Annotated in this window: 20 protein-coding genes; 13 read left to right on the forward strand and 7 right to left on the reverse strand. The window is 58.0% G+C overall.

Features of this window, described 5'->3' with window-relative positions:
* Positions 1 to 52 precede the first annotated feature (52 nt).
* Both GbCGDNIH6_RS07260 and GbCGDNIH6_RS07265 read right to left on the reverse strand, forming a co-directional pair.
* Positions 53 to 1,192, reverse strand: a complete 1,140-nt coding sequence (locus GbCGDNIH6_RS07260) for a beta/alpha barrel domain-containing protein (protein ID WP_072563389.1) — start codon at positions 1,190 to 1,192, stop codon at positions 53 to 55.
* Positions 1,193 to 1,210: 18 nt separating this feature from the next.
* Entirely contained in the window at positions 1,211 to 2,605 is a 1,395-nt protein-coding gene (locus GbCGDNIH6_RS07265) for a class II 3-deoxy-7-phosphoheptulonate synthase (protein WP_072564438.1), read from the reverse strand.
* 265 nt (positions 2,606 to 2,870) lie between these two features.
* Here GbCGDNIH6_RS07265 and GbCGDNIH6_RS07270 point away from each other — a divergent pair, with 265 nt between their 5' ends.
* The 6 genes from GbCGDNIH6_RS07270 to GbCGDNIH6_RS07295 all read left to right on the forward strand — a co-directional run bounded on the left by GbCGDNIH6_RS07270 (position 2,871) and on the right by GbCGDNIH6_RS07295 (position 9,127).
* Positions 2,871 to 3,362, forward strand: a complete 492-nt coding sequence (locus GbCGDNIH6_RS07270) for a phosphate-starvation-inducible PsiE family protein (RefSeq protein WP_072563390.1) — start codon at positions 2,871 to 2,873, stop codon at positions 3,360 to 3,362.
* 124 nt (positions 3,363 to 3,486) lie between these two features.
* Complete coding sequence (locus tag GbCGDNIH6_RS07275) at positions 3,487 to 5,841, forward strand: cache domain-containing protein (RefSeq protein WP_198355729.1); 2,355 nt, start codon at positions 3,487 to 3,489, stop codon at positions 5,839 to 5,841.
* Positions 5,841 to 6,662 carry an MlaE family ABC transporter permease gene (locus tag GbCGDNIH6_RS07280; protein ID WP_025320459.1) on the forward strand — a complete coding sequence of 274 codons (822 nt, stop codon included), beginning with the start codon at positions 5,841 to 5,843 and terminating at the stop codon, positions 6,660 to 6,662. The genes GbCGDNIH6_RS07275 and GbCGDNIH6_RS07280 overlap by 1 nt, the downstream gene beginning before the upstream one ends.
* A 4-nt stretch (positions 6,663 to 6,666) precedes the next feature.
* Complete coding sequence (locus tag GbCGDNIH6_RS07285) at positions 6,667 to 7,353, forward strand: ATP-binding cassette domain-containing protein (protein ID WP_072563391.1); 687 nt, start codon at positions 6,667 to 6,669, stop codon at positions 7,351 to 7,353.
* Positions 7,350 to 8,321 (forward strand): MlaD family protein, encoded by a 972-nt coding sequence (locus GbCGDNIH6_RS07290; protein WP_081370014.1) that lies wholly within the window; start codon positions 7,350 to 7,352, stop codon positions 8,319 to 8,321. The genes GbCGDNIH6_RS07285 and GbCGDNIH6_RS07290 overlap by 4 nt, the downstream gene beginning before the upstream one ends.
* A complete protein-coding gene (locus tag GbCGDNIH6_RS07295) occupies positions 8,318 to 9,127 on the forward strand; it encodes a hypothetical protein (RefSeq protein ID WP_157692355.1) in 810 nt (269 codons plus the stop codon). Before GbCGDNIH6_RS07290 ends, GbCGDNIH6_RS07295 begins: the two co-directional genes overlap by 4 nt.
* A gap of 61 nt (positions 9,128 to 9,188) precedes the next feature.
* Here the strand turns inward: GbCGDNIH6_RS07295 and gorA are convergent, their stop codons facing one another.
* Positions 9,189 to 10,565 (reverse strand): glutathione-disulfide reductase, encoded by a 1,377-nt coding sequence (gene gorA, locus GbCGDNIH6_RS07300; RefSeq protein WP_072563394.1) that lies wholly within the window; start codon positions 10,563 to 10,565, stop codon positions 9,189 to 9,191.
* 169 nt (positions 10,566 to 10,734) lie between these two features.
* Between gorA and GbCGDNIH6_RS07305 the strand changes: the two genes are divergently transcribed.
* On the forward strand, positions 10,735 to 11,523 hold the full coding sequence (locus GbCGDNIH6_RS07305) for a polysaccharide deacetylase family protein (RefSeq protein ID WP_157692356.1): 789 nt from the start codon (positions 10,735 to 10,737) through the stop codon (positions 11,521 to 11,523).
* A gap of 16 nt (positions 11,524 to 11,539) precedes the next feature.
* On the opposite strand, the gene GbCGDNIH6_RS07310 is transcribed toward GbCGDNIH6_RS07305, so the two are convergent.
* Positions 11,540 to 12,328, reverse strand: coding sequence for a spermidine synthase (locus tag GbCGDNIH6_RS07310; RefSeq protein WP_072563396.1), 789 nt, complete (start codon positions 12,326 to 12,328; stop codon positions 11,540 to 11,542).
* A gap of 123 nt (positions 12,329 to 12,451) precedes the next feature.
* Complete coding sequence (locus GbCGDNIH6_RS07315) at positions 12,452 to 12,772, reverse strand: PsiF family protein (protein WP_081370015.1); 321 nt, start codon at positions 12,770 to 12,772, stop codon at positions 12,452 to 12,454.
* A gap of 445 nt (positions 12,773 to 13,217) precedes the next feature.
* Here GbCGDNIH6_RS07315 and GbCGDNIH6_RS07325 point away from each other — a divergent pair, with 445 nt between their 5' ends.
* Positions 13,218 to 13,595, forward strand: a complete 378-nt coding sequence (locus tag GbCGDNIH6_RS07325) for a hypothetical protein (RefSeq protein ID WP_072563399.1) — start codon at positions 13,218 to 13,220, stop codon at positions 13,593 to 13,595.
* A 258-nt stretch (positions 13,596 to 13,853) separates the two neighbouring features.
* On the opposite strand, the gene GbCGDNIH6_RS07330 is transcribed toward GbCGDNIH6_RS07325, so the two are convergent.
* Complete coding sequence (locus tag GbCGDNIH6_RS07330) at positions 13,854 to 15,719, reverse strand: PHA/PHB synthase family protein (RefSeq protein ID WP_072563400.1); 1,866 nt, start codon at positions 15,717 to 15,719, stop codon at positions 13,854 to 13,856.
* 203 nt (positions 15,720 to 15,922) lie between these two features.
* Between GbCGDNIH6_RS07330 and GbCGDNIH6_RS07335 the strand changes: the two genes are divergently transcribed.
* The 4 genes from GbCGDNIH6_RS07335 (at position 15,923) to GbCGDNIH6_RS07350 (ending at position 20,670) form a co-directional block, all read left to right on the forward strand.
* On the forward strand, positions 15,923 to 17,113 hold the full coding sequence (locus GbCGDNIH6_RS07335; RefSeq protein ID WP_157692357.1) for an OmpA family protein: 1,191 nt from the start codon (positions 15,923 to 15,925) through the stop codon (positions 17,111 to 17,113).
* A gap of 112 nt (positions 17,114 to 17,225) precedes the next feature.
* The gene (locus GbCGDNIH6_RS07340) at positions 17,226 to 18,470 is read left to right on the forward strand and encodes an LL-diaminopimelate aminotransferase (RefSeq protein WP_025286876.1); all 1,245 of its coding nucleotides are present in this window, start codon (positions 17,226 to 17,228) and stop codon (positions 18,468 to 18,470) included.
* Positions 18,463 to 19,779, forward strand: a complete 1,317-nt coding sequence (locus GbCGDNIH6_RS07345) for a homoserine dehydrogenase (RefSeq protein WP_072563402.1) — start codon at positions 18,463 to 18,465, stop codon at positions 19,777 to 19,779. The genes GbCGDNIH6_RS07340 and GbCGDNIH6_RS07345 overlap by 8 nt, the downstream gene beginning before the upstream one ends.
* Before the next feature lie 429 nt (positions 19,780 to 20,208).
* Complete coding sequence (locus GbCGDNIH6_RS07350) at positions 20,209 to 20,670, forward strand: Ros/MucR family transcriptional regulator (RefSeq protein WP_072563403.1); 462 nt, start codon at positions 20,209 to 20,211, stop codon at positions 20,668 to 20,670.
* A gap of 98 nt (positions 20,671 to 20,768) precedes the next feature.
* Here GbCGDNIH6_RS07350 and GbCGDNIH6_RS07355 read toward each other — a convergent pair whose 3' ends face one another.
* On the reverse strand, positions 20,769 to 22,403 hold the full coding sequence (locus GbCGDNIH6_RS07355; protein ID WP_157692358.1) for a hypothetical protein: 1,635 nt from the start codon (positions 22,401 to 22,403) through the stop codon (positions 20,769 to 20,771).
* Positions 22,404 to 22,899: 496 nt separating this feature from the next.
* Here GbCGDNIH6_RS07355 and GbCGDNIH6_RS07360 point away from each other — a divergent pair, with 496 nt between their 5' ends.
* Complete coding sequence (locus tag GbCGDNIH6_RS07360; protein WP_072564440.1) at positions 22,900 to 24,099, forward strand: serine hydrolase domain-containing protein; 1,200 nt, start codon at positions 22,900 to 22,902, stop codon at positions 24,097 to 24,099.
* Positions 24,100 to 24,101: the final 2 nt, after the last annotated feature.

The raw sequence follows: 24,101 nt of genomic DNA on the forward strand, positions 1-24,101 counted from the left end.
TTTAACGCCAGCCGGCATCAGGGTTTCCACGCCACACCCCCGGCAGATGAGATCAGCGATCCTTGCGGAACAGAAACTCTCGCCCGACCTTCACCCGGTTCTGTCCATCATAGGCAATGATGTCCGCTGTCGCATAGGTTTCGCTCCAGCGTTCGGGGATAAAGCTGCCCGTGCCGACCACATCGATCGGCGCATGCACATCCGCCATGACCCGGCATTTTTCAGCGCTGAAGCCGGAGGACGCCACAATCCCCACTTTGGGGAAACCGGCCTCGTCCAGCGTATCGCGCATATGCCAGATGGATGCTGCCGAAACACCGGTGCCGACCAGATAACGCAGCTCGTCCTCCGAGCGGTAGCGACGGATTGCCTCCGGTGCGTGTTTTTCAAGGACAGCATAACTCGCGGAGGGGCTTAAACCCTCCATGAAACGTCCACCATGGGTATCCAGGCGCACGGCAAGATTGCCGGACGCAGCCCTTTCCGGAAAACGACCGCAGACGATCAGCGTGTCTGTCAGTTCCCGACCGAAATAATCGGCCAGAATGGTCATTTTCTCCTCGGGAAATGTTTCGGCGAACATCTCGCAGGCACGCAGGGTCGAGCCTGCATAACCTATCAATGCATGCGGCATGGTGCCGAAACCGGAAGAGGCCCCGAACCAGTGGGCGGTGGCATCATTGGCATTGCCGATAAAGCCTTTTGCCCCCTCTCGCCGGGCTGCAGCACTGCCAACGGAAGCGGCATAGGCCATGATGTCCTCCATTTCCGCCCCCGCACAATGGCGGGCTTCCATGGCCAGAAACGCAGATTCCGGCAGGGCAAGGCACATCTGGCTGGCATTCAGCGCCGCGACACAGGCCGGGCCGAGTTTCTGAAGAAGGATCGTCTCCAGATCGACCAATGCCCGGAAACTGCCGGAGATATACAGCAGTGGCTCCCCGGCCCCGACCCATTCCCCCTCCTTGTGGAGGGCCTCGATCATGACCTGCTCGCCGCGCCGCTGCATCACATCATGCAGCCACTCCGTCGCCAGCCTGGTGGCTGACAGAACCGGACGCCGCAGGAACACCGCATAGGTGACCGGCACATCTCCAAACCGGGAAACGATGGCCCGCGTACGGTTGAAATACGCATCGGTGCGGCTCGCTATATCCTCATCGCTGTCGCGTGCCTCATGAGTGCCACCCATCTGTCTCTCTCTGCGTCGTTACGGGATGGATTTGCTGACATGGTGCAGGCGCTGCTTCAACTCACTCGCCAGCAGGAACGCCAATTCCAGCGACTGTTCCGCATTCAGGCGCGGATCGCAGAAGGTTTCATAGGCGCGGCCAAGATCGGTCTCGGTCAGGCGGTGGGCGCCACCGATGCATTCGGTCACATCGCGGCCCGTCATCTCCACATGGATACCGCCCGCCCAGGTTCCTTCCTGCGCATGCGCGTCGAAGAAGCCACGCACCTCGCCAAGGATACTGTCGAAATTACGGGTCTTGATCTTGCTGTTGGTCGAGATCGTGTTGCCATGCATCGGGTCGCACACCCACACCACCGGCACGCCAGAGCGCTTGACCGCCCGCAGCAAGGGCGGCAGGCGATCCCTCACCTTGTCTGCACCCATGCGGCTGATCAGGGTGATGCGGCCCGGCTCGGCGCGCGGGTTCAGCAATTCGCACAGGCGCACCACCTCATCAGGATCGGCATTCGGGCCGAGCTTGATGCCGATGGGATTATGGATGCCGCGCATGAACTCCACATGCGCCCCGTCGGGCTGGCGGGTCCGCTCGCCAATCCAGATGAAATGCGCGGAGCAGCCGTAATACTCGCCTGTTGTGGAATCGACCCGGGTGAAGGCTTCCTCATAAGGCAGCAGCAGCGCCTCATGCCCGGTATAGAATTCGGTTTCCCGCACCTGCGCGGTGTCTTTCAGCCCACAGGCGGCCATGAAGCGCAGCGTTTCATCAATGCGGGTCGCCATATCCCGATACTGGCTGGCCAGCGGGGAACGCTCCACGAAGCCGAGATTCCAGCGATGGACTTCATGCAGATCAGCGTAGCCGCCGGAAGCGAAGGCCCGCAGCAGGTTCATCCGGCCGGCAGACTGGAAATAGGCGGTCTCCATCCGTGCCGGGTCCGGCACGCGATCCTCCGCCGTGAAGGCCGGCCCATTGATGATATCACCGCGATAGCTGGGCAGGGTCTCCCCATTCACCGTTTCAGTATCACTGGAGCGCGGCTTGGCGAACTGACCGGCCATACGTCCGACCTTCACCACCGGCAAACCAGCGCCGAATGTCAGCACCACCGCCATCTGCAACAGCACCCGGAATGTGTCACGGATGATATTGGCGGTGAAATCGCCGAAACTCTCCGCGCAATCGCCGCCCTGCAACACAAAAGCCCGCCCCTGTGCCACTTCGGCAAGCTGGGCCTTCAGACGGCGTGCCTCACCCGCAAAAACCAGCGGCGGATAACGATGCAGACGCTGCTCGACTTCACCCAGCGCAGCGGGGTCCGTATAGACCGGCACCTGCAAAATCGGGCGCTCACGCCAGCTTTGCGGCGTCCAGGCCTTGGCAGTAGCCGGGGCAGAGGGTCCGGCGGTCATGATCGTATCCATTGCGTATCTCGTTCCGGCAAATTCCGTTCTGTCCAACCGGGGACGGCATTTCTCTATCGCGCCGGCCAGACAATCCTTCCAAGCTACCCCGCACACCGCGCCCCGTCCAATCGTTGCCGTTTCACGTCAGGGGTGTGCCTCCGGCAACGCTGCATGACGGGCAGTAGTCTGAATTCACAACATGGCGCGTTATCCCTAACTTCACAGCACGATGATCCCCGAATCGTATCCTCCACCAAGGACAGCCTTCTTCATGAGTGGTCAGCCTGTCAGTTCCCGCCTGCCATCAACCCGCTTCTCTTCCTCCCGATGGGCGACAAGACTGTTCGACCTGTTCGAGGACGGGGTGATGCTGATCCTGACCATCGTCATCGTCCTGCTGGCCGCGCTGTCGCTCTGGAGACTGGTGGCATCGCTGGTGGTGATGCTGGCCGAGCACGGGCTGAACCCCTCCGACCCCCAGGTGCTGCAACGGATTTTCGGCATGATTTTTACCGTGCTGATCGCGCTGGAGTTCAAACACTCCCTGCTGCGGATCGGAGACGGGCGGGACCGGCCCGCCATTCGCATCCGCTCCGTCATCCTGATTGGTATGCTCACCACGGTACGCAAGTTCATCATCATGGACATCAAGGATACCGGCATGGTGGAGATGCTCTCCCTCTCTGCCGCGATCCTGTGTCTGGGGATCGTTTACTGGCTGGTGCGCGATCCGACCCCACGTCTGCCGGGGGAGCCATCCTGAATGTGATCACATCCCTCCCTCGCCGCCACCTGATCCCGCTGCTATGCCGGAACCAGCCGTAAGCAGGCGGGTTTATACCGCTCCGGTAATGAGACCGCACGGAGCCAGTCAGGAGATCGCGTTTTTGCAGCCCGCCGAGCAGCCCGATGAAGTCATCGACCCAACCGGGCAACGACAGGAGCGTACCCGCCGCAAGCTGCGCCGGGTGCTGTTGCCCACCATCGGCATTACCCTGGTTCTCGGGTCCATGTTTGCCATAGGGTATCATTCCTATATTCTGGTGCGCACCAATACGATCAAGCTCTCCAACGAACTGCTCAACGCGACACAGAATTATATCGCTCAGGAAGTCACGACCTATCTTTCACCTGCACAGCTTGGTTCCCGACTGGTGCAGGATCTGCTTCAGCATGGTGCGCTCGACAATAACGGCAAGCTGTTCAACTTCTACGCGGGCGGCATGCTGCGGCAGGTGCCGCAAATTCAGGCTTTCTATCTCGCCAACTCGGATGGTGATTTTGCACTGGTACAGCGGGACGGCAATGGCGGAACGGAGATCGTGGTGGTGTCCGCCGGACCCGACCGGGTCAGGCTCCGTTCCGTTATTCGTAATAATGCCAATGGTGAACTGGTCTCCAGCGCCCCCCCCAGCCCCGATCCCTACGATCCTCGCACCAGCAACTATTATCAACAGCCCGTCAGGACCAAGCAGCCATACTGGTCCCCGCCCTATATTTTCAAACCCACCGGGCGTCCGGTCATTACGACGTCCACCGCCTATCATAATGCGGATACCCGCGATCACGTCATTGCCGTCAACATCTCGCTGGATCAGCTATCGTCCTTTCTCGATTCTCTGAAGATCGGTGAGCACGGTTATGCGGTGATTGCGCAGAAAAACGGGCAGATTGTCGCATCGCGTGATGTGCTGGGTCAGGCCGCGCTCGATCCCGTCAAGGCGCACATCGCCGCTGATCCTAAAACCGGGCAGGACACTCCACTCTCCCGTGCTTTCAATATCTTCCATGTCAGCGGATACGGACCGGGCAGCTTTACCCTTAAGCGCGGGCAGGACAGCGAGGATTACGTTTTCATCGCCGCCAGACTCCCTGCCGGAGCACCTGACTGGGTACTGCTGATCGTGTTGCCGACAAAGGATTTTGCAGCCTTCGGGTCACAGGACAGCCGCAGCATGCTGCTGTACTCCGGCATGACAGTTGCGCTGGCCATGGTGCTGGCCGGTCTCCTGATCCGCCAGGGCAGACGGGTCGAGCACGTCATGGATGTTCTGACCGACCAGAACCAGCGGGCCGAGGACGAGCGCCGATCCCTGCAACAATTGATGAGTCATCCCGACATTTTCGACGGCAACGAGGAAGCACCTATCCTGACTGAACATCTCGCCTCCGTCAGTCAGGCACAGCGTGCCAGCATCTGGCATATCGGCAGAAACGGACGAACCCTCCATTGTGAAGATATCTATGACCGTCGCAGGGACAGCCATATGGGCGGCTTCTCCCTCGGCATGACGGAAGCAGGACCATTGCTGGAGGCCATCGAAGGCGGCGAAGCGTTCACGATTCAGGATGCCGCTGCCGATCCCCGTACCGAGCGGCTTTACAGGCTGCATATGAGAAACAGCCAGACACGCTCTCTTTCGGTACAGCCCATCCCGGATCAGGACGGTTTTGTCGGTGCCATCATGCTGGAAGATGCCGGGCGGCTGGCTGAGTCCCGCCATATCGTCAGCATTCTCAGCGGTATCGTCGGTATCCGTCTGCGCAGCCAGACCGAGGCAGCAATGATACCGGACCTTTCCAGGCCGCAGACCATCGCTACGCAGTCTGCCCCGCCACAACCGGTGGCAACAGAGTCCTGCCTGCTTTCCCCCCATGATCAGCCTGGTCCGGACAGCCTGCAAAACGGCGTATTTCCTTCCATCGTGGCGATGGTCATCACTTTCGACGTGCAGCCTGTCGCCATCAGCAATCAGGCCGATCAGGCAGCCATCATCCGTCTTGTTGGAGACATGGCCTCGGATTTTCAGGAGATCGCACGCACACACGATATTTTTTCCCTCAAACTGGCCGGGCACCGGTTGTTCGCCGTCAGCGGATGCGGCAGCACGCCTGATCCTCAGGCAGCATTTCAGATGGGGGATGCCGCACTGGCGATCCGTGATGCGTGCATCACGCGGCTGGCGGGAGAGGAGATCGATCCAAATTTCCATATCGGCATTGATGTCGGCCCGGCCATGGGGGCATGGCTGGGAAAAGACCCGGCCGTCTTCAACATATGGGGCCACGCTTTGCAGGGAGCCGAGGCCATGACACAGGGCAATGCCCTGCCTGGCTCCATTCAGGTAACCGAAGCGGCCTACAAGCTGTTGCGTAGCCACTTCCTGTTCCGCAACCGGGGGGCGTTCTACACGCCGCAAACCGGTATCAGCCGTGCCTACAGCATGGCGGGGCGGCAATAATGCAGACAGCCACGATCCCGGCACAGAGTTTCGCACGGGTGCGGCTGTTTCTGCGCGTCATCGGACGCGGCACACGCAACATGCTGCGCTTCCTGCTGATCATGGTCGCTGCCAGCGCCGGCGTGGTGCTGGAGGTCGGGCGCCCGTCCTGCTGGCGGCGAACCACAAGGGCCGCGTTCGGTCAGACCCTGCATCAAGCCGCGGGGGGCGGCGTGATCAGTACCCTGTTCACCGCGACACTGGTCGGGATCGCTATGATTTCGCAGGCCATCTACTGGCTTGGCTTTGCCGGCATGGTGGAGAGTACCGGCACGATCCTGGCAACCATTCTGCTGCGGGAACTGTCTCCGATTCTGGTCGGGATCATCCTGCTGGGCCGCAGCGGTATGCCAATGATCTCCGAGCTCGGCATGCTCAGCGCCAACGGACATATCAGAACCCTGGAGGCCCAGGGGATCGATCCATTCATTCTGATCATCGTGCCGCGCACCATCGCTTTCACCGTCAGCGCCTTCACGTTGGGAATGGTGTTTGCGGTGACGGCCCTGTGTGTCGGTTTTGCCGTCGCCACTGAGGAAGGACTGATCACCCAATCCCTGTGGGGGTTTCTGACCAGTGTCACCGGATCAATGAGTGAACTGGATTATATCATCATCCCCTTGAAACTGATGGTGGTGGGCTTTCTGGTCGGGCTGTCGAGCTGTCTGACCGGCTTGTCGGCGCAGACCGATAACGATCTGCAGGCCCTGTTATCCCGCGGCTTTGCGCGTGGTATCCTGACAGTCATGATCGTGAACATCCTGTTCACCGTCACGGTATAGCCCCATGTCCCGTGGTCTCACCGTTCTGGAACTTCGTCAGGCCCAACCGGATTTTGCCCTGACCGGCCTGCCGCAACGCCTTATGGACATGCGGCTGCAACAGGGCGAATGCACCTTGCTGACCACCCACGCCCAGATCACCGCCACTGCCTTCTCCAACCTGTGCTGCGGTATACAGCATCCCTCCTCGGGAGCAGTGCTGTTTCAGGGGCTCGACTGGACGCAGATCAACACGCTGGAACAATATGCCCTGCGCGGAAGGATCGGCCGCACCTATCAACGCGGCGCATGGAATACATTGAGCGGGACCGACCACAATATCCTGCTGCCCCGCCTGCATCACACCAGACAGAAGCTGTCCGATCTGGTGGATGAGGCAGTCAAACTCTGTCTTGAATTTGGCCTTCCCGGCCTGCCAACCGTGCCCCCCGCCCATCTGTCAGAGACTGATCTGGCTCGCGCAAGCTATGTCCGCGCCTTCATGGGACAGCCTGCCCTGCTGCTGCTGGATCCTCCCCCGGCTCCAGAGATCATGCCCACGCTGCTGTCCGCCCTGACACGTGCGCTGGATCGGGGGGCCGCCGCCATCTGCTTCAACACGGGCCGCAATAACTGGCGGCCCTTCGCCGATGCGTTTTCACACCGGTTTTTATTGAACGATAACGGCCTCATCCCGCTACGGGTATCATGATGCAGCACTCCGATCCTTCCACCCCTCCCGGTACGACCGTACGCCCGCTCTATGGACGGCGATATACCGATGAATGGGTCGGGTTTCTGGTGCTGGCCTGCATCGCCGTGTTTGCCGGTGCCGTGATTGAGGCCGGGTTTCTGCGCGACTGGCTGAAGCCTCCCGGAGAACTCCGCATCCTTCTCCCCCAGACAGGCGTTGGCGGCCTCTCCCCCGGTGCGGATGTGGAGGTCATGGGGATTCACGCCGGCATGATCCGCCGCATGAAACTGAATGCCGATGGTGAAATGTACGCACTGGCCGAAATAGACCCGCAGGCGGAACCCTTTATCCGCCAGGACAGCAAGGCCACCATCAAACTGCGCTATGCGGTGGCGGGTGCTGCTTTCGTGTCGCTGACACGCGGCACCGGCCAACCTTTGGACTGGAATTATGCCGTGCTGTCCGCCACCACCGACCAGAACCCGATGGAGATGCTATCCAGCACCATCACCGACATCCGCAAACAGGCGCTTCCGCTCCTGCACAATGCCCAGATGATCACAGAAAACCTCAGTGCCATTCTGAAAAATATCCGCGAAGGGAAAGGCAATGCGGGCAGGCTTCTGACCGATGATACGCTGGTGAAAGAGGCGGAAAGCAGCCTTGCCTCCCTTCAACAGGCCATGGCGCGGCTTGATCCAATTGTCGAACACGCGGACGGGCTGCTTGCCTCTACCAATGTTGTTCTCAACAACATGCGGTCTGCGACCGGCAATCTTGCAAAAGCATCGAAGGATTTTCCCGCCGTCATGCAGAACGTATCGGGTATCACAAAGGATATTCCCCCGCTGGTATTGCAGGCGCAGGTTACGGCGCATGATCTTCAGAAGCTGATCGAGCAGGTGCGCGGCCTGTGGATTCTGGGCGGCAGCGGTACGCCACCCGCAGATATAAGACGGCTTCCTCCCTCGGCTGTCCAGCCATGATACGGGCCAGCGCCTTACCAGCCCTGTTCATGAGCATGTTGCTGTGTGGCTGCGGAAGACATGGCACGCCGCCTCTGCCGCAGGACCAGAAACTGTCCAACGCTTTCGATACGGGCCTTCAGGCAATGCGCTATCTCGCCACCGATCAGGCGGAACAGAATTTCGAGACGGCTTATCAACAGGCGCTGCTGAGGGATGATGCATCGGCTCTGCACGATGCCGGATATGATCTGGCAACCGCCCAGTTGGCACATGGCAAGCTGCAACAGAGCCTTGACACTCTTAACCGCACCCGCACCGGGCTGCTCCTGCGCAATGATCATGCCGGGAAGCCTCTGCTCGATCTGGTGGAAGCGAGCGCCCTGTATCGCGCCCATCGCGATACCGAGGCATGGCAGGCTGCTTCCAGCGCCTTGCACTCCACCGATCCGGCCCTGCACGAGCGCGCCGCCTTCGTCGCCGGGCTGATTGCGGACCGGCAGAAAGACCTCTCCGCTCTGTCCTCAGCCCGACAGAAAATTGACCCTGCCCTGTCTCTGGTGGCAGCCGCCGATGCCGGGGAACTGGACACACGCCTTGCCATGCAGCGTGGAGCTTGGAAGGAAGCAATCTCAACCGCCTCTGTCCTCGCTGATCAGCGGCGCGCGCTGCTGGATTATCGCGGCATGCGCACTGCGCTTACTCTTGCGGAGGATGCAGCCATCCGCGCAGGGGATGTCACATTGGCCACTGCTTTCCATACCCGTGCCGCCCAAAGTGCTGAAGCTGCTCAGCCTGCACAGAAGCAGATCAAAAACCAGCCGTGACCGGCTGGCTTACGACCTTCGGTTTACAAAACCGACGCACTGTCTGTCCTGAAGATTCTGATCACCCGACCGTTCTGGTGCGGCTGCGCATGGTGACAAACTCCTCGGCCGCAGTGGGATGGATGCCGATGGTGCGGTCGAAATCCTGCTTGGTGGCGCCTGTCGTGATCGCCACGGCCAGACCCTGCATGATCTCCGGCGCGTCTTCGCCGAACATATGCGCACCGACGATTTTCTGGCTGGCCTGATCCACCAGAAGTTTCATGAAGCTGCGGCGCTTGCGACCGCTGATCTGGTGTCGCATCGGTGTAAAGCCGGTCGTGAACACCTCTGTCGGGCCATTTTTCTCTGCTTCTTCCTCCGTCATGCCAACGGTCGCGATGGGGGGCGTCGAGAAAACCGCCGTTGGAACCTGATGGAAATTCCATACCTGACCGGCATGCCCGGAGGAAAACAGCCTGTTCGCCAGCATATGCCCTTCCGCCAGCGCCACGGGAGTCAGGTTCATCCGGTTGGTGACATCACCGATCGCATAATGCCCGGCTACATTGGTTTCCCAGCGATCATCAACCGGAATGGCTCCATCTTTTCCGGTCTCGATACCAGCTTCCTCCAGACCCAACCCCTGCGTTGCCGGTACGCGCCCGGTTGCAAAAAATACCAGATCAACCGTCAGGGTTTCTCCATGATCAAGCGTCAGGATCCTCTGCCCGTCATGTTTTTCGATCGCGGTAATGGTGCTGTCAGGATGGAGACGAATACCATCCGCCACGTAGGCATCAGCCAGAGCCGTCCTCATGTCGCCATCAAACCCCCGCAACGGCAGAGACTGGCGATAGATCAGATCCACCTCCGCCCCCAGCCCGCGAAACAATCCGGCAAATTCCACCGCGATATATCCGCCCCCCAGAATAGCGATCCGACGCGGCAGGGAGGGAAGGTGAAACGCATCATCCGAAACAATCCCAAGCTCCGCACCAGGAATATCAGGACGTGAGGGGTGACCGCCCGTCGCAATGACAATGCGCTCCGCCGTTATTTCCCGTGCCGTGCCGTCACCGCTGGTCAGACGCAAACGATGCGGAGCAAGCAGAGTGGCTCGGGCATCAATGATGTCTGCTCCGGCACTGCTCAGTATCCGGCGATAGGCTCCATTCAGACGCTCAATCTCCCGGTCTTTGGCGGTGATCAGTGCGGCCCAGTTATGTTCGCCGCGCTGCGTGTTCCAGCCGAAACCGTGGCTGTCCTCTACAAACCCGCCATATTCCGCCGCCTGCACCATGATTTTCTTGGGCACACAGCCGACATTGACGCAGGTGCCGCCCCAGAAACGATCCTCGGCCACGCCGACCCGTGCCCCATGCCCGGCTGCAATACGGGCACAGCGCACACCTCCAGAGCCGCCACCGATGACAAACAGATCGTAATCATAGGCCATGCGCTGTTCCTTCTGCTTTTCTGCGTCTCTGCCCAAGCGGGGATCGCTTATAGAGGCATATGGTGTTTGCCTCCATTGCGTATTACCCTGTCCGCACCTAGCTGTAATACCAGAGGCGCGTCTATAAAGGGGGAAGAGATATTTTTCATAATGGAGGATGGCCAAAGTGATGAATATTTTTTCCCTGTCCTGCCGGTCATCTGTTCCGGCTTCCCTGTTGATGATGACAGCAATTTTTTTGCCGGCTCCCACATACGCAGAAGGGGTTACGCTGCATCAGCAGACAGCCATTGCCCCGGATATCGCCGCTTTTCCCCGCCCGGAGGGAAATACCCCTGCCCTTCAGCGCATCAACAAGGCACTCGAAAAAGCCGATGCCCGCGTGCTGAGCGCGGCAAAGGGGTGCAAAGGAAATGCAACGGAGGATACCCTCACCAAAGCTGATGGCTGGTCACGCAAAATCAGCGTCACCATGAACGGGCCAACTTATCTGAGCTATTTCGTCTCGGATTTTGCATCCTGTGGGGGCGCGCACCCGGATTATGGTTTTTTCCCGCTCGTCTACAATCTCGAAACCGGTTCTCCGGTCAACTGGGTCCGCGTTCTGCCTGCCTCCCTGATCGGCAAGGCCAGTCTGGACAGTGCGGAGGATGGAACACAGCTCGGTGTCGTGCAGTCTGCAGCGCTGATGAAGCTCTACCGGGCTTCCTATCCTCGTAAAGGCAATGTCGATCTCGATGCAGATGCCGTGAAAGAATGTCTGGCCTCCGTCCTGACCGATGAAGTGCCCTTCATGCTATGGCCGGATGCGAAACAGCACGCACTGATGATCCAGCCATCCGGTCTGCCCCATGTGGTGGCGGCCTGTGCTGTCGGTGTTCCCCTGACCACGGACATATTACAAAAGAGCGGGGTGTCCAGCGCATTCCTGTCGGTTCTGGAACAGGCTCGCCCCTGATCTCAGGGCACACTTCTCAGGGCACCACGCCCCATGAGGGTGGCTCCAGATCAGGGCGGAAGCGCATGCGAGCCAGATCATCGCGAATTTCCTCTGCCGCGCCATGGGGCGGCATCATCAGTTCCGGCATACTGAGATCATGGACATTCCCAGCGAGCAAAAGAAGATTCTGCTCCCCGCACATGCCTTCCTCGAACAAACGCAGGTTTTGTCCTTCCTGTTGCAGCCACGCATCGAGTGTGCGGAACAGGCATGACAGCCCAACTCTGTTTGCGGTGGTTTCCAGCACGTTCATCACCACGAAACCGCCTTGAAGCCGTGTGGCGCAAAGCTGAAAAAACGACAGATCGAGAAAATGAGGTGGCACTTCCGATCCATGAAACGCATCCACAATGATTGCGCCATAGCGTTGATGCGGATTGATGGCCTGCAAAAACGCGACACCATCGGCAATATGGCATGGAATATCGGAAGGTAAGCCGAAATGCGACCGTGCCAGTTCGAACGAGACGGGGTCAATATCAACGATCTCGACCGCCCGTCCGGCCCGATGCAGCATCGTTGCCAATGAACCACCACCGCAGCCGATCATCAGCACTGGCTCAGTCAGCCCTGCATCGGTCTGCATCAAAAATCCGAACAAGGCATGTGCGTAGGGCGCGTAGCTTACGCCTTGTGCATCAGCTTCACTCTGGCAGGCGCCACGCTGCCAGTAAATATGGGCGCCCGTTCCGGGATCGCACCCGATTGTGATATCACCAAAAGCAGAAAAGGCGATACTGGACGTCGCAGCAAGCTCAATCAAAACACCGTCAGCCTGTGGACAGAAGAAACAGGGAAAGTAGCTCCTATCACAGACCCGTCATTACGGGAAAGGATAGCAGCCGGGAGCGAACCTACCACCAGACATAAAGTACATAAAGTCAGACTATTTTTTCTGCAAACACCCGCTCATGAATGCTGTACGGAGCTTTGAGTCGAGCTTTTTTTCGCTGGCCCTGGTGTTACAGGATTTCATGCGCTCCTGCGGGTTCATACCTGACTGGGTGAGACAGCCGCTCATGAAAGCACGGCGTTCATCTCCACCAAGACCCTGATTTTTGGCATCGGCGTTACAGACTGTCATACGCTGTTGTTGACTAGCCTGTTTATCAGTCTCCTCTGCCGCCTGCGCAGGGCCGAAAGCACTGATCAGCAGCATCACCATGACCGTATATGGACAATACTTCGCCCAGCCTGTCATCTTCATTGGCGCTTCTCCCTCTGTCCAAAACGGTTTTCGTAAGCAGAACAAAACCAACACGGAACAGGCTATCAGGTTTTGGTCAGAGGTTATTTTTCTTCATGCAGGCCTGAAAAAGACGGTCACGCACCAGATTGGGGGCTGGTCCCGGAACTGATGTCGTATCCTTCAGGGCCTGATTGCGGCATTGGGCCACGATCTCGTCCCTTCGCATCATCTGTGCCGAACATGCTGACAGCAACATGATTATAATCATTGGAAGAAACCATACCATTGGTTCCATAGATAACCGTTTCATAGAAAACTCCATAATTGTTTTATTGAAATTATCAAAAATAAACCCAAAGTTGATATTTCAATTTTTAAAAAATAAACAAAGCCAAATAGAGAAATTTCTCTTACACTCCTCTGATACATTCATCATTGCAATCATCTCCAGGACTTTCCTGACATGGCCAAACCAGTTTCCACCTTACAGATCCGGCAACAGGCACGTGGCAATACAATGCAGACGCCTGAGCCTCACAGAGATCAAGGCGCGAACAATCCACTTCCCGCCCCCAGCATTCGGACATTGGAAAACCCTCTGGCCCCGGAAATGTTCGTCGCCGAAGCCCATGGTTTCTTTATTCATATGGGGAATGTCCATATCACTTTCGCTACCCCGCGCGTTGATCATGGCGAGGAAAGTGCCACCATCAACCGCGCTGTTGTCGGCCGCGTGGTGATGCCTCTGGCAACTGCACAGAATTTTGCAGTCGGTTTATATGATTTTCTGGCGCAGAATGGTTTTACAGTCGAAAAGCCACGCAGCAAGGATTTGCAGTAATCATTCAGGCCATCTCAACGTGGCAGGCGGCTCCGTGCGCCACCCCAACACGCCAGAGCAGTCGCAACCATGAGCAATCCAGCCCCTGCCCGTGTGTACCGTATGTCGGACCTTGAATTATGCAATGCGGGCAACGATGAATGGGCCTTTGAACGATCTTTTACCGTATAATTTATCATTTCACCATCTCACACGGAATATTTCCGGCCCGTCAAGTTTATTCCTGCTACCGAACTGAGAGTGCGCAGCCCGACCGCTTCATGCCCTTCCCTGCCCGATATAGCCGTCATTGACATAGGTTCCGGGCGCATGTCCCAGCCCATGGTCACGGACAGGTCTGGCGTCGCATTTTTCCGGTGCCAAAGCCGTCACCCAGTGATTCCAGTCCGTCCACCAGCTGCCTGCGATCTCGGTCGTGTTGGCCAGCCATTCCTCCGGTTCATCCGCCAGGGAATCATTGACCCAGTATCCGTATTTGCCGATACCCGGCGGGTTGACAATCCCGGCAACATGCCCTGCGCCTGACAGAACAAAGCGCCGCTCTCCGCCCAGAGCCTGCATCCCCCTGTATATCGTCCGCCATGGTGCGATATGATCTTCGCGTGTCGCCAGAAAATAGGCAGGGGTGGTCACTCGGGAGAGATCAATCCGCGTGCCATCCAGCGCAACGGCATTCGGTACCACCAGCAGATTGTCCCGATACATCGTACGCAGATAAAAAATATGCATCCGGGCAGGCATACGGGTACCGTCGCTGTTCCAGTGCAACAGATCGAATGGCACCGGCGTCTCACCCATCAGGTAATGGTTGACGACAAAAGACCAGATCAGATCATTGGCCCGGAGCAGATTAAACGTCTCCGACATTTCTGTACCGTCCAGATAGCCGCGCCGATTCATGCGGGCCTCCATATCCCGCAGCTGCTCCTCATCAATAAACACCGAGATTTCACCGGGATCGCAGAAATCAAGCATGGTAGCCAGAAATGACGTAGAGGCCAGACGGTCATCTCCCCGTGCAGCCAGAACACCCGCCGAGCACCCAAGCAGCGTACCACCCAGACAATAACCGATCCCGTTAACCATCCGCTCTCCGGTAAGACGGGCGATCTCGTCCAGCGCCGTAAACACCCCCTCTGTCATGTAGTCGTCGAAATTTTTCCCGGCCAGCGTCTCATCCGGATTGATCCAGCTTATTATGAACACTGTATGCCCTTGCGCCGTAGCCCAGCGGACGAAGCTGTTATGGGGCTGGAGATCGAGAATATAGAATTTGTTGATCCAGGGCGGAACAATCAGCAGCGGACGACGCAGAACCTGTTCGGTCTGCGGCTCATACTGGATCAACTCCATCATCGTATTGCGATAGACGACGAAGCCTGGCGAGGTAGCAATTGTCTCCCCCGTACGGAAAGCTTCGATATCTGTCATGCGGATACGCAGACGCCCACGCCCGCGCTCCAGATCGGCCAGCAGATTGTTCAGCCCGCGCAGGAGATTTTCGCCGCGCGTGTCGATTGTCCGCTTCAGCACCTGAGGGTTGGTCAGCAAAAAATTGGCTGGACTCATCGCGTCAATAAAATGGCGCGTGTAAAAATCCACCTTGCGCGCGTCATCGGGCGACATGCCGCCGACCTGCCTGATCTGATCCTGAATGAAGCGCGCGGACAGCAGGTAAGATTGCCGGATAAAATCGAAAACCTCGTTCTCCCGCCAGAGTGGATCACGGAACCGGCGATCGCGCTTATGGGCCTCCTCAACAGTGCCGACTGGCGTCACATCCGGCAGATCCTCCTGCGGGGGCAGGCCCATCATACGACGCGCCCCTTGCTGCCACAGCACCAGATAATCCCGCCAGAAACCAAGCTGGGCCTGTGCCAGACGGGCCGGATCATGGGCCAGACGCGCCGCCATTTCCAGAAAGGCACCCCCGATCCTCATGACATACGGCGCCATATCCGCCAGCGGCAGGCCATCAGTGGCATGACCGGCCAACAGGGCTTCAACCGGCCCCTCCTGCTCCACCCGTGCCAGCCAGTCGAGGACAAGGCGCCGGGAACGCTCCGCTATTGAAGCCAGTACCGGCCTGATATCCTCATGAGGCCGCTCCTCCCCTGTCTGCATATGGCGTTATCTTTCCCATCGCACCGGTTCAGATGCCAGCCCTTGCCCCCCGGGCGAAATTCAAGGACCGTTTTAGAACGCTCTGCGGCGTTTTGGGCAGCTGTCATTACATAATGACCGCCTCGTGGCGCTCATAAAGCATTGCGGGTCTTGAGGGAAAGCCGCCTCCGTCCGATGATGTGGGTGCTGAAGCGGAACATACGATGCAACGAAACCATTTCTTTTTCAGAGCGATGCCCCATCAGGGCGCGCTCCGTCCAGAACGACTGAAACCGGTTCTGGCTATTCTGGGGAGCCTGCTGGGCGGCCTGTCCCTGAGCGGATGCGGCCGGGATAATGGTGGCTTCAACCCGGTCGGCTGGTGGCATGATCTGAAAGGCGGCGCCATTGCCGGGCAGCGCCCCCCGCCGCCCGGCGTAGATCAACCGTATGGCAATTTCGCCTCTGTGCCGCCTCGTCCTGTGATGCCGACCCAGGCGGAGCGGGATAAAATCGCCGGCCTTCTGGCCGCTGCCAGAAGCAATGCCGAATATCAGGCGAAAACCGATCCATTGCCCTCTCCGAACACCCCATCGCCGCAAGGGGGAGATAAAAAGGCGACCGCAGGCAAGGACAGTGCTGCGCCTTCCAATCAGGGCAAAAAACCATCTTCAGGGTCGTCCCCGAATGCTCCAGCCTCAGCGGAGGCTCCGGCCGGGAAACCCGATCATGGGACGGCCACGGCAAATCGTGCTCCTCCTCCTGCTGCGGCCCCATCTGCGACCGATCCCGCTGCAGAAGACAGTGGTATTTCCGCCAATATGGAAGGGGCAACGGCCAAGCCACCCGCAACGCCGGCAGCCCCCCCTCCGGCTAATGTTTCGCTGGCACAGGCCGTTAAAGACGCGGACAAGCCTTTTGCCGCTGATGCAGGTATCACTCGCCTGCCCAACCAACCCTATCAATCGAAACTGGCCAACGCCGGGCCTGCGCCTTCCATTCCAAACGCGCCTCCACCTCCCCCGAATCTGTCCGGCGTCAGCGTTCCGCTGCGTGGTCCGACACCCCATCCCACGCCTCCGGTTGCTCCTCCCGGGCCGCCCGTGTTGCTGAAAGGAGCTGCCCTGCAGCTGACCCCTGTTGCTTTTTCTGCCGGGTCCGCAGTCATCAACAGGGATGCGACCCTTGTGATCAATGCATATGCCCTGAAACATGCGGGCCAGAACATCGTAGCAATCGGCTTCGGGGAAGCCCTCAATACCAGCCTGACCGCCCAGAGTGATGCAATGAAACTGGCGCTTGAACGGGCGCGCTCGATCACCCTGGCGCTGGAACGCGCCGGTATCCCTGCCAGCCATGTGCGGATGGAAGCCGAACCTTTGGGTACAGGCGGGGCCGTACGCCTGACCAACTGATCCTCCTTCCATGCACGCCTGAGGCGAATCAGGCGTGAATTCCCTCTCTGTAGGGAGTTCTGTATAGAAGTTCCCCCTTCACCTTTTCAGCGTCTCTGACCGGATTGCATCCATGCCCGAAGAGTTTCACCGTATCCGCCGTCTGCCGCCCTATGTTTTCGCAGAAGTGAATGGGGCCAAGGCCCGTGCCCGTGCGGCGGGAGAGGATATTATCGACCTCGGTATGGGCAATCCCGACGGACCTACGCCACCGCATATCGTCGCCAAGCTGATCGAGGCTGTGCAGGATCCCCGCACCCATCGCTATTCCGTCAGCAAGGGCATTACCGGGCTGCGCAAGGCGCTGGCGAATTATTACGAGCGCCGCTTCGGCGTCACCCTGAACCCGGAAAACGAAGTCATCGCCACGCTCGGCTCCAAGGAAGGGCTGGCCAATCTGGCGGCCGCCATCACCAGCCCGGGTGATACGATTCTGGTTCCGAACCCGTCCTATCCGATCCATCAGTTCGGCTTCATCATCGCCGGAGCCGCCGTGCGCAGCATTCCGGCCACACCGGATGAGACCATGTTGCGGGCGCTGGATGTCGCCGTCAGGCACTCCGTACCGAAGCCGACCGCGCTGATCGTCAACTTTCCCTCCAATCCCACCGCCTGGGTGGCCGATCTCGATTTCTACCGGGAGCTGGTGGCATTTGCGCGCAAGCACGAGATCTACATCCTCTCCGACCTCGCCTATGCCGAGATTTACTTCGGAGATCGCGTCCCCCCCTCCATCCTTCAGATCGAGGGGGCCAAGGACATTGCAGTGGAATTTACCTCGCTCTCCAAGACCTATTCCATGCCAGGCTGGCGCATGGGCTTTGCGGCAGGCAATCCGCGATTGATCAATGCGCTGACCCGCATCAAATCCTACCTGGATTATGGTGCCTTCACCCCGATCCAGATTGCCGCCGTCGCCGCCCTGAACGGCCCGCAGGATTGCGTCGCCGATATGCGCAAGCTCTATAAGGAACGCCGTGACGTGCTGATCCGCGGCCTGCATGCCGCAGGGTGGAATGTGCCTTCCCCGGAAGCCAGCATGTTCGCCTGGGCACCCATTCCGGAGCAATACGCGCATCTGGGCAGCGTGGAATTCTCCAAACTGCTTCTCTCCCGCGCCAAGGTCGCCGTGGCCCCCGGCATCGGTTTCGGCGAGTATGGCGACTCCCATGTCCGCATCGCGCTGGTCGAAAATACCCAGCGTCTGCGTCAGGCCACCCGCAATATCCGCGCCTTCCTGCAAGGCCATTCCAATGTTGCCGAGCCGGATAGCGATCCCGGTGCCGATACCAACGAGAAAGCTTCCGAACATGCCTGATACACGCCTCTCTTCCTCTGTTTCTCCGCTACGTATCGGTATTGCCGGACTGGGCACTGTGGGTGCGGGCGTGGTACGCATCCTGACGGAAAATGCTCCTCTGCTCGCGGCGCAGGCCGGTCGGCGGCTGGATCTGGTTGCGGTTTCCGCACGTGATCGCTCCCGCAATCGCGGTGTCGATCTGGGTGGCGTGCGCTGGTATGAAGACCCGACTGCTCTGGCCTCCGATCCGAATGTCGATGTCGTGGTGGAGGTCATTGGCGGCTCCTCCGGTCCGGCCGCCACTCTGGTCGAGACGGCGCTTGAGGCTGGCAAGCCGGTCATTACCGCCAATAAGGCGCTGATCGCCGTGCATGGCGCACGACTTGCCGCACTGGCTGAAAAGCATGGCGTGCCGCTTACCTTCGAAGCAGCGGTGGCCGGCGGCATTCCGATCCTGAAAACCATCCGCGAAGGTCTGAGTGCCAATCGCATCCGCCGTGTCGCCGGTATCCTGAACGGCACCTGCAACTACATCCTGACCGTGATGCGCGAACAGGGCCGGGACTTCGGTGATGTTCTCGCTGAAGCACAGGCACTCGGCTATGCCGAAGCCGATCCCAGCTTCGACATTGATGGTGTGGATGCAGCCCATAAGCTGGCCATTCTGGCTGCTCTCTCTTTCCGCCGCCCGGTCTCGTTCCAGGATGTCCATATCGAAGGTATTCGCGGCATCACGGCCCTTGATATCGGATTTGCACAGACGCTCGGCTACCGCATCAAGCTGCTGGGTATCGCTCAGCACAATACAGAGGGTGTATCCGCTCGCGTTCACCCCTGCATGGTTCCGGAAGGTACCTCCATTGCGCATGTAGACGGCGTGTTCAATGCCGTGCTGGCAGAGGGTGACTTCGTAGGCCGAATCCAGATGGAAGGCCCCGGAGCCGGCAGCGGGCCAACCGCCAGTGCCGTCATAGCCGATCTACTGGACATTGCCCGTGGACGCGCCGGACCGGCCTGGGGGGTTGAGTCCTCCGCACTGACTCAGGCCCAAGCCGTGCCAATCAACGCACATCACGGAGCCTATTATCTGCGTCTCATGGTGGTCGATCGTCCCGGCGTGCTGGCCGATGTAACCGCCATTTTACGCGATCACGGTATTTCTCTCGAAAGCATGCTGCAGAACGGGCGCAATCCCGGAGAGACCGTACCGATCGTTCTGGTCACACATGAAACAACCGAAGCATCCATGCAGGATGCGCTCATCATGATCTCGGAACTCAGTGCAGTGCAGGAACGTCCGGCCCTGATCCGTATCGAAAAGAACTGACTTTCACGACCATTTTTCTACTCTATGATCTGATGGAAACTGCCTGATGAAGGAAAATCCTCTGTCAGGCAGTTTTTTTAATTATAGACCCGTTTGACCATGACAGGCTTACGGAATATTTGATGATAAAGTGAATTTGAATAATAAATGCCTTTTATGTGCTTATTTTTGCATGGAAATTTTTCCTCCGAAATGAATTCTTCTGTTCCTTACAGAATCAAAATTATTTAGCCATATTCCTGATCGGTATGATTAAATTGTATTTTATAATATAATATCCTATAAGAGATTGAAAATCATTGTTATTTTTTTAAACCTCATTATGTTCAGTCCGGAATATGGAAGGCAAATAATTTTTTACTAAAAAATTGCCTTGAAGACTTTATTTGCCTAATAATAGTCAGCCTATTTTTTAGCAGGAGAGGCAATTTGTCGGACGATACCCCCCCATCCCGTCTGCTTGAATTAACTGCCCAGATAGTTGCCGCCCATATCAGCCATAATTCTGTGCAAGCTGAAGCAATCCCTTCATTTATTCAGCAGATACATCATACACTCAGCACGATCGGGACACCTGTTGTTGAGCCGGAACGTTTGACCCCGGCGGTTCCCGTCAAGCGTTCAGTTTTTCCAGATTACATTGTGTGCCTTGAAGACGGCAAAAAACTGAAAATGCTGAAGCGGCATCTTCAATCCGCCTATTCCATGACTCCCGAGCAGTATCGTCAGCGCTGGAGCCTTCCGCCTGATTATCCTATGGTCGCCCCCAACTATGCAGAGCGACGCTCCAGCCTTGCGAAACAGAATGGTCTGGGCCGCAAAACGCGCGAGGAGTTCGATGAGACTGAAGCTCCTGCGGCGCCTCGTCGTCGTCGCAAGACAACAGCCTGAAACGAATAGACCGCGTCTCATCTCCATGAGGCGCGGTCTATTATATCCGGGTTCAGAATAAGCGCAGGCCGGGGTCTCCTCCCCGGCCTGTTTCATTATTACTGGAACGGATAGTAACGGATGCTGAACATCGCGATATGCGCATGGGCAACCGGTGAACCGCCCAGCCCTTTGAACGCAGTCCGCTCGGTATAGGAATACTGCAGGCCGGTTTGAACGGTGCCGTACGGCCCCTTCAGGGCTCTCCACCAGAACCCGGTGGTTCCCTGTACGATACCAGACGTATTACCGACACAGGTGCCAGCAGCAGCGCCTTCGATCGAGCATCCGACATTGCTGTAAAGCGGGCTGCCGTAGCCGTAACCTTTACCATTTGCGCTGTAGGAACGGGAGCCTTCCTGCTCCGTGCCCACATAGGCATAGAGGTCGAGCGAAGAACGGGGATGGCCGACCACGCCCACCATGGCCATGATTTCCGGCAAAGGAACCGGATCGCCATTGCGGCCCAATGTCGCGTCCGGAAGCTGGGAACTGCCGTAGCGGCCGATACCAACACCGGCAAGGAAGTTACCCTGGAGGGTAATCTTCTTGTTGAACATGGGGATGACGAAGGACGCACCACCACCCCCTGCCGGAACGATCTGGCTGGTGCCGCTGCCGTTATACGTCACATGCGTGCGCAGGAAGCGCGCCACACCGAACAGTTCGTAGTGACCGTAGCCCGGATCGAAAGCCACCTTCGCGGTGATATCGGGTGCCGGATCAAGGGAATAATTATTGGTGCCGGCATAGCCGGAGCCACCAGCCTGAGCGTAGGTAACCGTCGCACCGCCCAGAGCCGTATCGGTCGCCGACTGACCAGCCGTCGTCACCTGATTAGGACCGACATACATGCTGGTCTGCGGATTTTCGAGGCCCATGGCAATGTTGACGCGGTGGTTATCCAACGTCTTCCATAGACGGATCTGCGGCTGACGGGTCCAGACGAAGCCCGGCACGTACTGGGCATCGATGGTGAAGGGGGTCAGTTCCTTACGCGGCGTGATCTCGGAAGTAGACTGCGTCAGCAGCGACCAGGTCTGACCAGCCAGCAGATGGAGGCCCATATCGCTGCGGTCGATCGTCAGGTAACCATGACGAAGACGCGGGTTATAACTGTTGCTCTCCGTAGAGTTCGCAGTCGGGGCAGCGCCGAGGAAATCGGATTCCAGATAGGCGGCCAGATGGGTGTATTTGCCTACATCAGACTGCGCCAGCAGCGACACTCGGCTCTGACGCGCTGTCTCGCGGAATTCCGAGAGATTGCCAGCGACGTTATTGCGGAACGGGATACCGTTCCAGCTGGAGGCGATATCGGCCCCTTCACTGGTTGTGCGGAACACACTTGCCGCTTCGATAAAGCCACCAACCGTGATCGTGACCGGGCCCAGGCGCAGTGCCCCCTGGGTCTTGCCGCCATCCGCCAGCTGCGCAGAGGTTGCGCTGTCATAGGCCGGGCTGCTGCGCGTGATGCCGACGATGCTGCCAAGGTTGCCGGCAGGCTGCATATCCAGCGCATGTGTCACCTGTCGTGCAGCGGCTTCACTGCGAATAGCCGTTTCCTGAGCCTGCTTTGCCTCCTGATGAGCCGCAACAATATCCTTGTCACGACGAGCAAGCTCAGAGCGCACATGGTGCAGCTCGCCCTTCAAAGCCTGGATCTGTTTCTCGATGGCCACAACCTTGTCGTCCATGCTGTCCGCATGGGCGGTTTGAAAACTGGCTGATGCAACTGCCGTCGCTGCCAGTAAGCTGCACTTGAATGCTGAATGCGCCTTGCGCATGAGCTCCCCGCTATAATCGTTTCGGTGAGCGGTTCATTACGGCCAGACACAGTTCGATAAAAATGAAGCTTCCAAGACATTGTGAACATACAACGAACATTTGATGGCAATAAGCCTGATTTATCAGCCGTTGAATAATGACCGGCCACGCTGAGATTTCCATTGAGAATCACAGAAACAAATTAACGGTGCCGGGATATTTTGTTTTCCAATCGAAATATCAACAAGCCATACCATACGATCCCCACACCAGTCATATGATGCAAGAAGGCCGACGCCCTGCCCGGCCCCGATGTTTATTACGGCATGGTCAATGAATTTTCATTTTCCGTCCCTTACACACCGTCTGGATTTCAGCGATGGTAAAAACCAACAACATTATTTCAGAACGCAGATTTTATTTTCCATGACCCCAGATCAAGCACCCTCCCAACAAAATGCGCTACGCCGGCTATGGCGTTGGGCGTTTCTCGGTGCAGCGGGCGGTACCATTGCTATTGGGGGATTGGCATGGGGATTTACCGCTTACAAAAGCATGCCCGATCCGGTGACACTGGCACGGCTGGCTTTTGTCGAGCCATCCCAACGGGGAACACTTTTTGCAAGCCGGGAAATTCCGCCTTCCTCCTATCCGCGTCCGTTCCAGGAGAATTTTCGTCCCTGGATCAAAACCGTGCCATGGAAAGGTCAGCAGGTCTCCGTTCAACAATTCCTTGATACAACCAGGACCAATGCGATTGTCGTGGTCAATGAAGGAGTCATCACACAGGAATGGTACCGCGATGGCATGGGGCCGAATACACTGTTTCCGTCGTGGTCTCTGGCCAAATCGATCGTTTCACTCATGGTCGGCCAGGCTATCGGGCGGGGATTACTGCATGAGGATGACAGGCCAGAGGCTCTGCTGCCCAACCTTCAGAAAGCAGGCATTGATCCCCGCATTACTGTGCGCAATCTGCTGGATATGACCAGCGGTCTGGCAATCCCCGAGAATTACAATCCCTGGCGTCCTTTCCGGGGCACTGCCGGGATGTACCTGACGCATGATCTGGGGGCCTATATCCGTGCCCATCACTCTCTGGCCTTTACGCCGGGCAGCAAGGGCGTCTACCGCAGTGTGGATACCGAGATCCTCGGCCTGATCCTGTCGCGGGTAGAGCATCTGACACTATCCGAAATCCTGTCGAAAGGCATTTGGGATCCGATCGGAGCCAAGCGTGCCGCATACTGGAATCTGGATCATCCGGGGGGGCGCGAAAAAGCATTCTGCTGCATCAATGCGGCTGCACGGGATTTTGCCAAAATCGGACAGCTCGTACTGGATCGCGGCCGTGTCGGGAACAGACAGATCGTTCCTGAATTCTGGATCGAGCGCCTTTACAAGCCCGCGCCTGCCCGGGTCGACGGGCTGGAATATTCCGCCCAATGGTGGCACACGGAATCGGATATCAACGATATCTCCGCCATCGGGGTGTATGGCCAGTATATCTATGTCGATCCTGTCTCACGCAGCGTCGTCGTCAAACTGAGTGATTACGGCGCCGAACAGGATGAGGCCGAGACACTCGACGTTCTCAACATCCTGGCCGCAGCAGCCAAAAATTAAAG

Source organism: Granulibacter bethesdensis (assembly GCF_001889525.1).
GTDB classification, from domain to species: Bacteria; Pseudomonadota; Alphaproteobacteria; order Acetobacterales; family Acetobacteraceae; genus Granulibacter; species Granulibacter bethesdensis_C.

Bases quoted from the DNA above. Each gene is read 5' to 3' on its own strand.
- GbCGDNIH6_RS07260 (WP_072563389.1), bottom strand. From the start codon at position 1,192: ATGGGTGGCACTCATGAGGCACGCGACAGCGATGAGGATATAGCGAGC.
- GbCGDNIH6_RS07265 (WP_072564438.1), bottom strand. From the start codon at position 2,605: ATGACCGCCGGACCCTCTGCCCCGGCTACTGCCAAGGCCTGGACGCCG.
- GbCGDNIH6_RS07270 (WP_072563390.1), top strand. From the start codon at position 2,871: ATGAGTGGTCAGCCTGTCAGTTCCCGCCTGCCATCAACCCGCTTCTCT.
- GbCGDNIH6_RS07280 (WP_025320459.1), top strand. From the start codon at position 5,841: ATGCAGACAGCCACGATCCCGGCACAGAGTTTCGCACGGGTGCGGCTG.
- GbCGDNIH6_RS07285 (WP_072563391.1), top strand. From the start codon at position 6,667: ATGTCCCGTGGTCTCACCGTTCTGGAACTTCGTCAGGCCCAACCGGAT.
- GbCGDNIH6_RS07290 (WP_081370014.1), top strand. From the start codon at position 7,350: ATGATGCAGCACTCCGATCCTTCCACCCCTCCCGGTACGACCGTACGC.
- GbCGDNIH6_RS07295 (WP_157692355.1), top strand. From the start codon at position 8,318: ATGATACGGGCCAGCGCCTTACCAGCCCTGTTCATGAGCATGTTGCTG.
- gorA (WP_072563394.1), bottom strand. From the start codon at position 10,565: ATGGCCTATGATTACGATCTGTTTGTCATCGGTGGCGGCTCTGGAGGT.
- GbCGDNIH6_RS07305 (WP_157692356.1), top strand. From the start codon at position 10,735: ATGAATATTTTTTCCCTGTCCTGCCGGTCATCTGTTCCGGCTTCCCTG.
- GbCGDNIH6_RS07315 (WP_081370015.1), bottom strand. From the start codon at position 12,772: ATGAAGATGACAGGCTGGGCGAAGTATTGTCCATATACGGTCATGGTG.
- GbCGDNIH6_RS07325 (WP_072563399.1), top strand. From the start codon at position 13,218: ATGGCCAAACCAGTTTCCACCTTACAGATCCGGCAACAGGCACGTGGC.
- GbCGDNIH6_RS07330 (WP_072563400.1), bottom strand. From the start codon at position 15,719: ATGCAGACAGGGGAGGAGCGGCCTCATGAGGATATCAGGCCGGTACTG.
- GbCGDNIH6_RS07335 (WP_157692357.1), top strand. From the start codon at position 15,923: ATGCAACGAAACCATTTCTTTTTCAGAGCGATGCCCCATCAGGGCGCG.
- GbCGDNIH6_RS07340 (WP_025286876.1), top strand. From the start codon at position 17,226: ATGCCCGAAGAGTTTCACCGTATCCGCCGTCTGCCGCCCTATGTTTTC.
- GbCGDNIH6_RS07345 (WP_072563402.1), top strand. From the start codon at position 18,463: ATGCCTGATACACGCCTCTCTTCCTCTGTTTCTCCGCTACGTATCGGT.
- GbCGDNIH6_RS07355 (WP_157692358.1), bottom strand. From the start codon at position 22,403: ATGGACGACAAGGTTGTGGCCATCGAGAAACAGATCCAGGCTTTGAAG.
- GbCGDNIH6_RS07360 (WP_072564440.1), top strand. From the start codon at position 22,900: ATGACCCCAGATCAAGCACCCTCCCAACAAAATGCGCTACGCCGGCTA.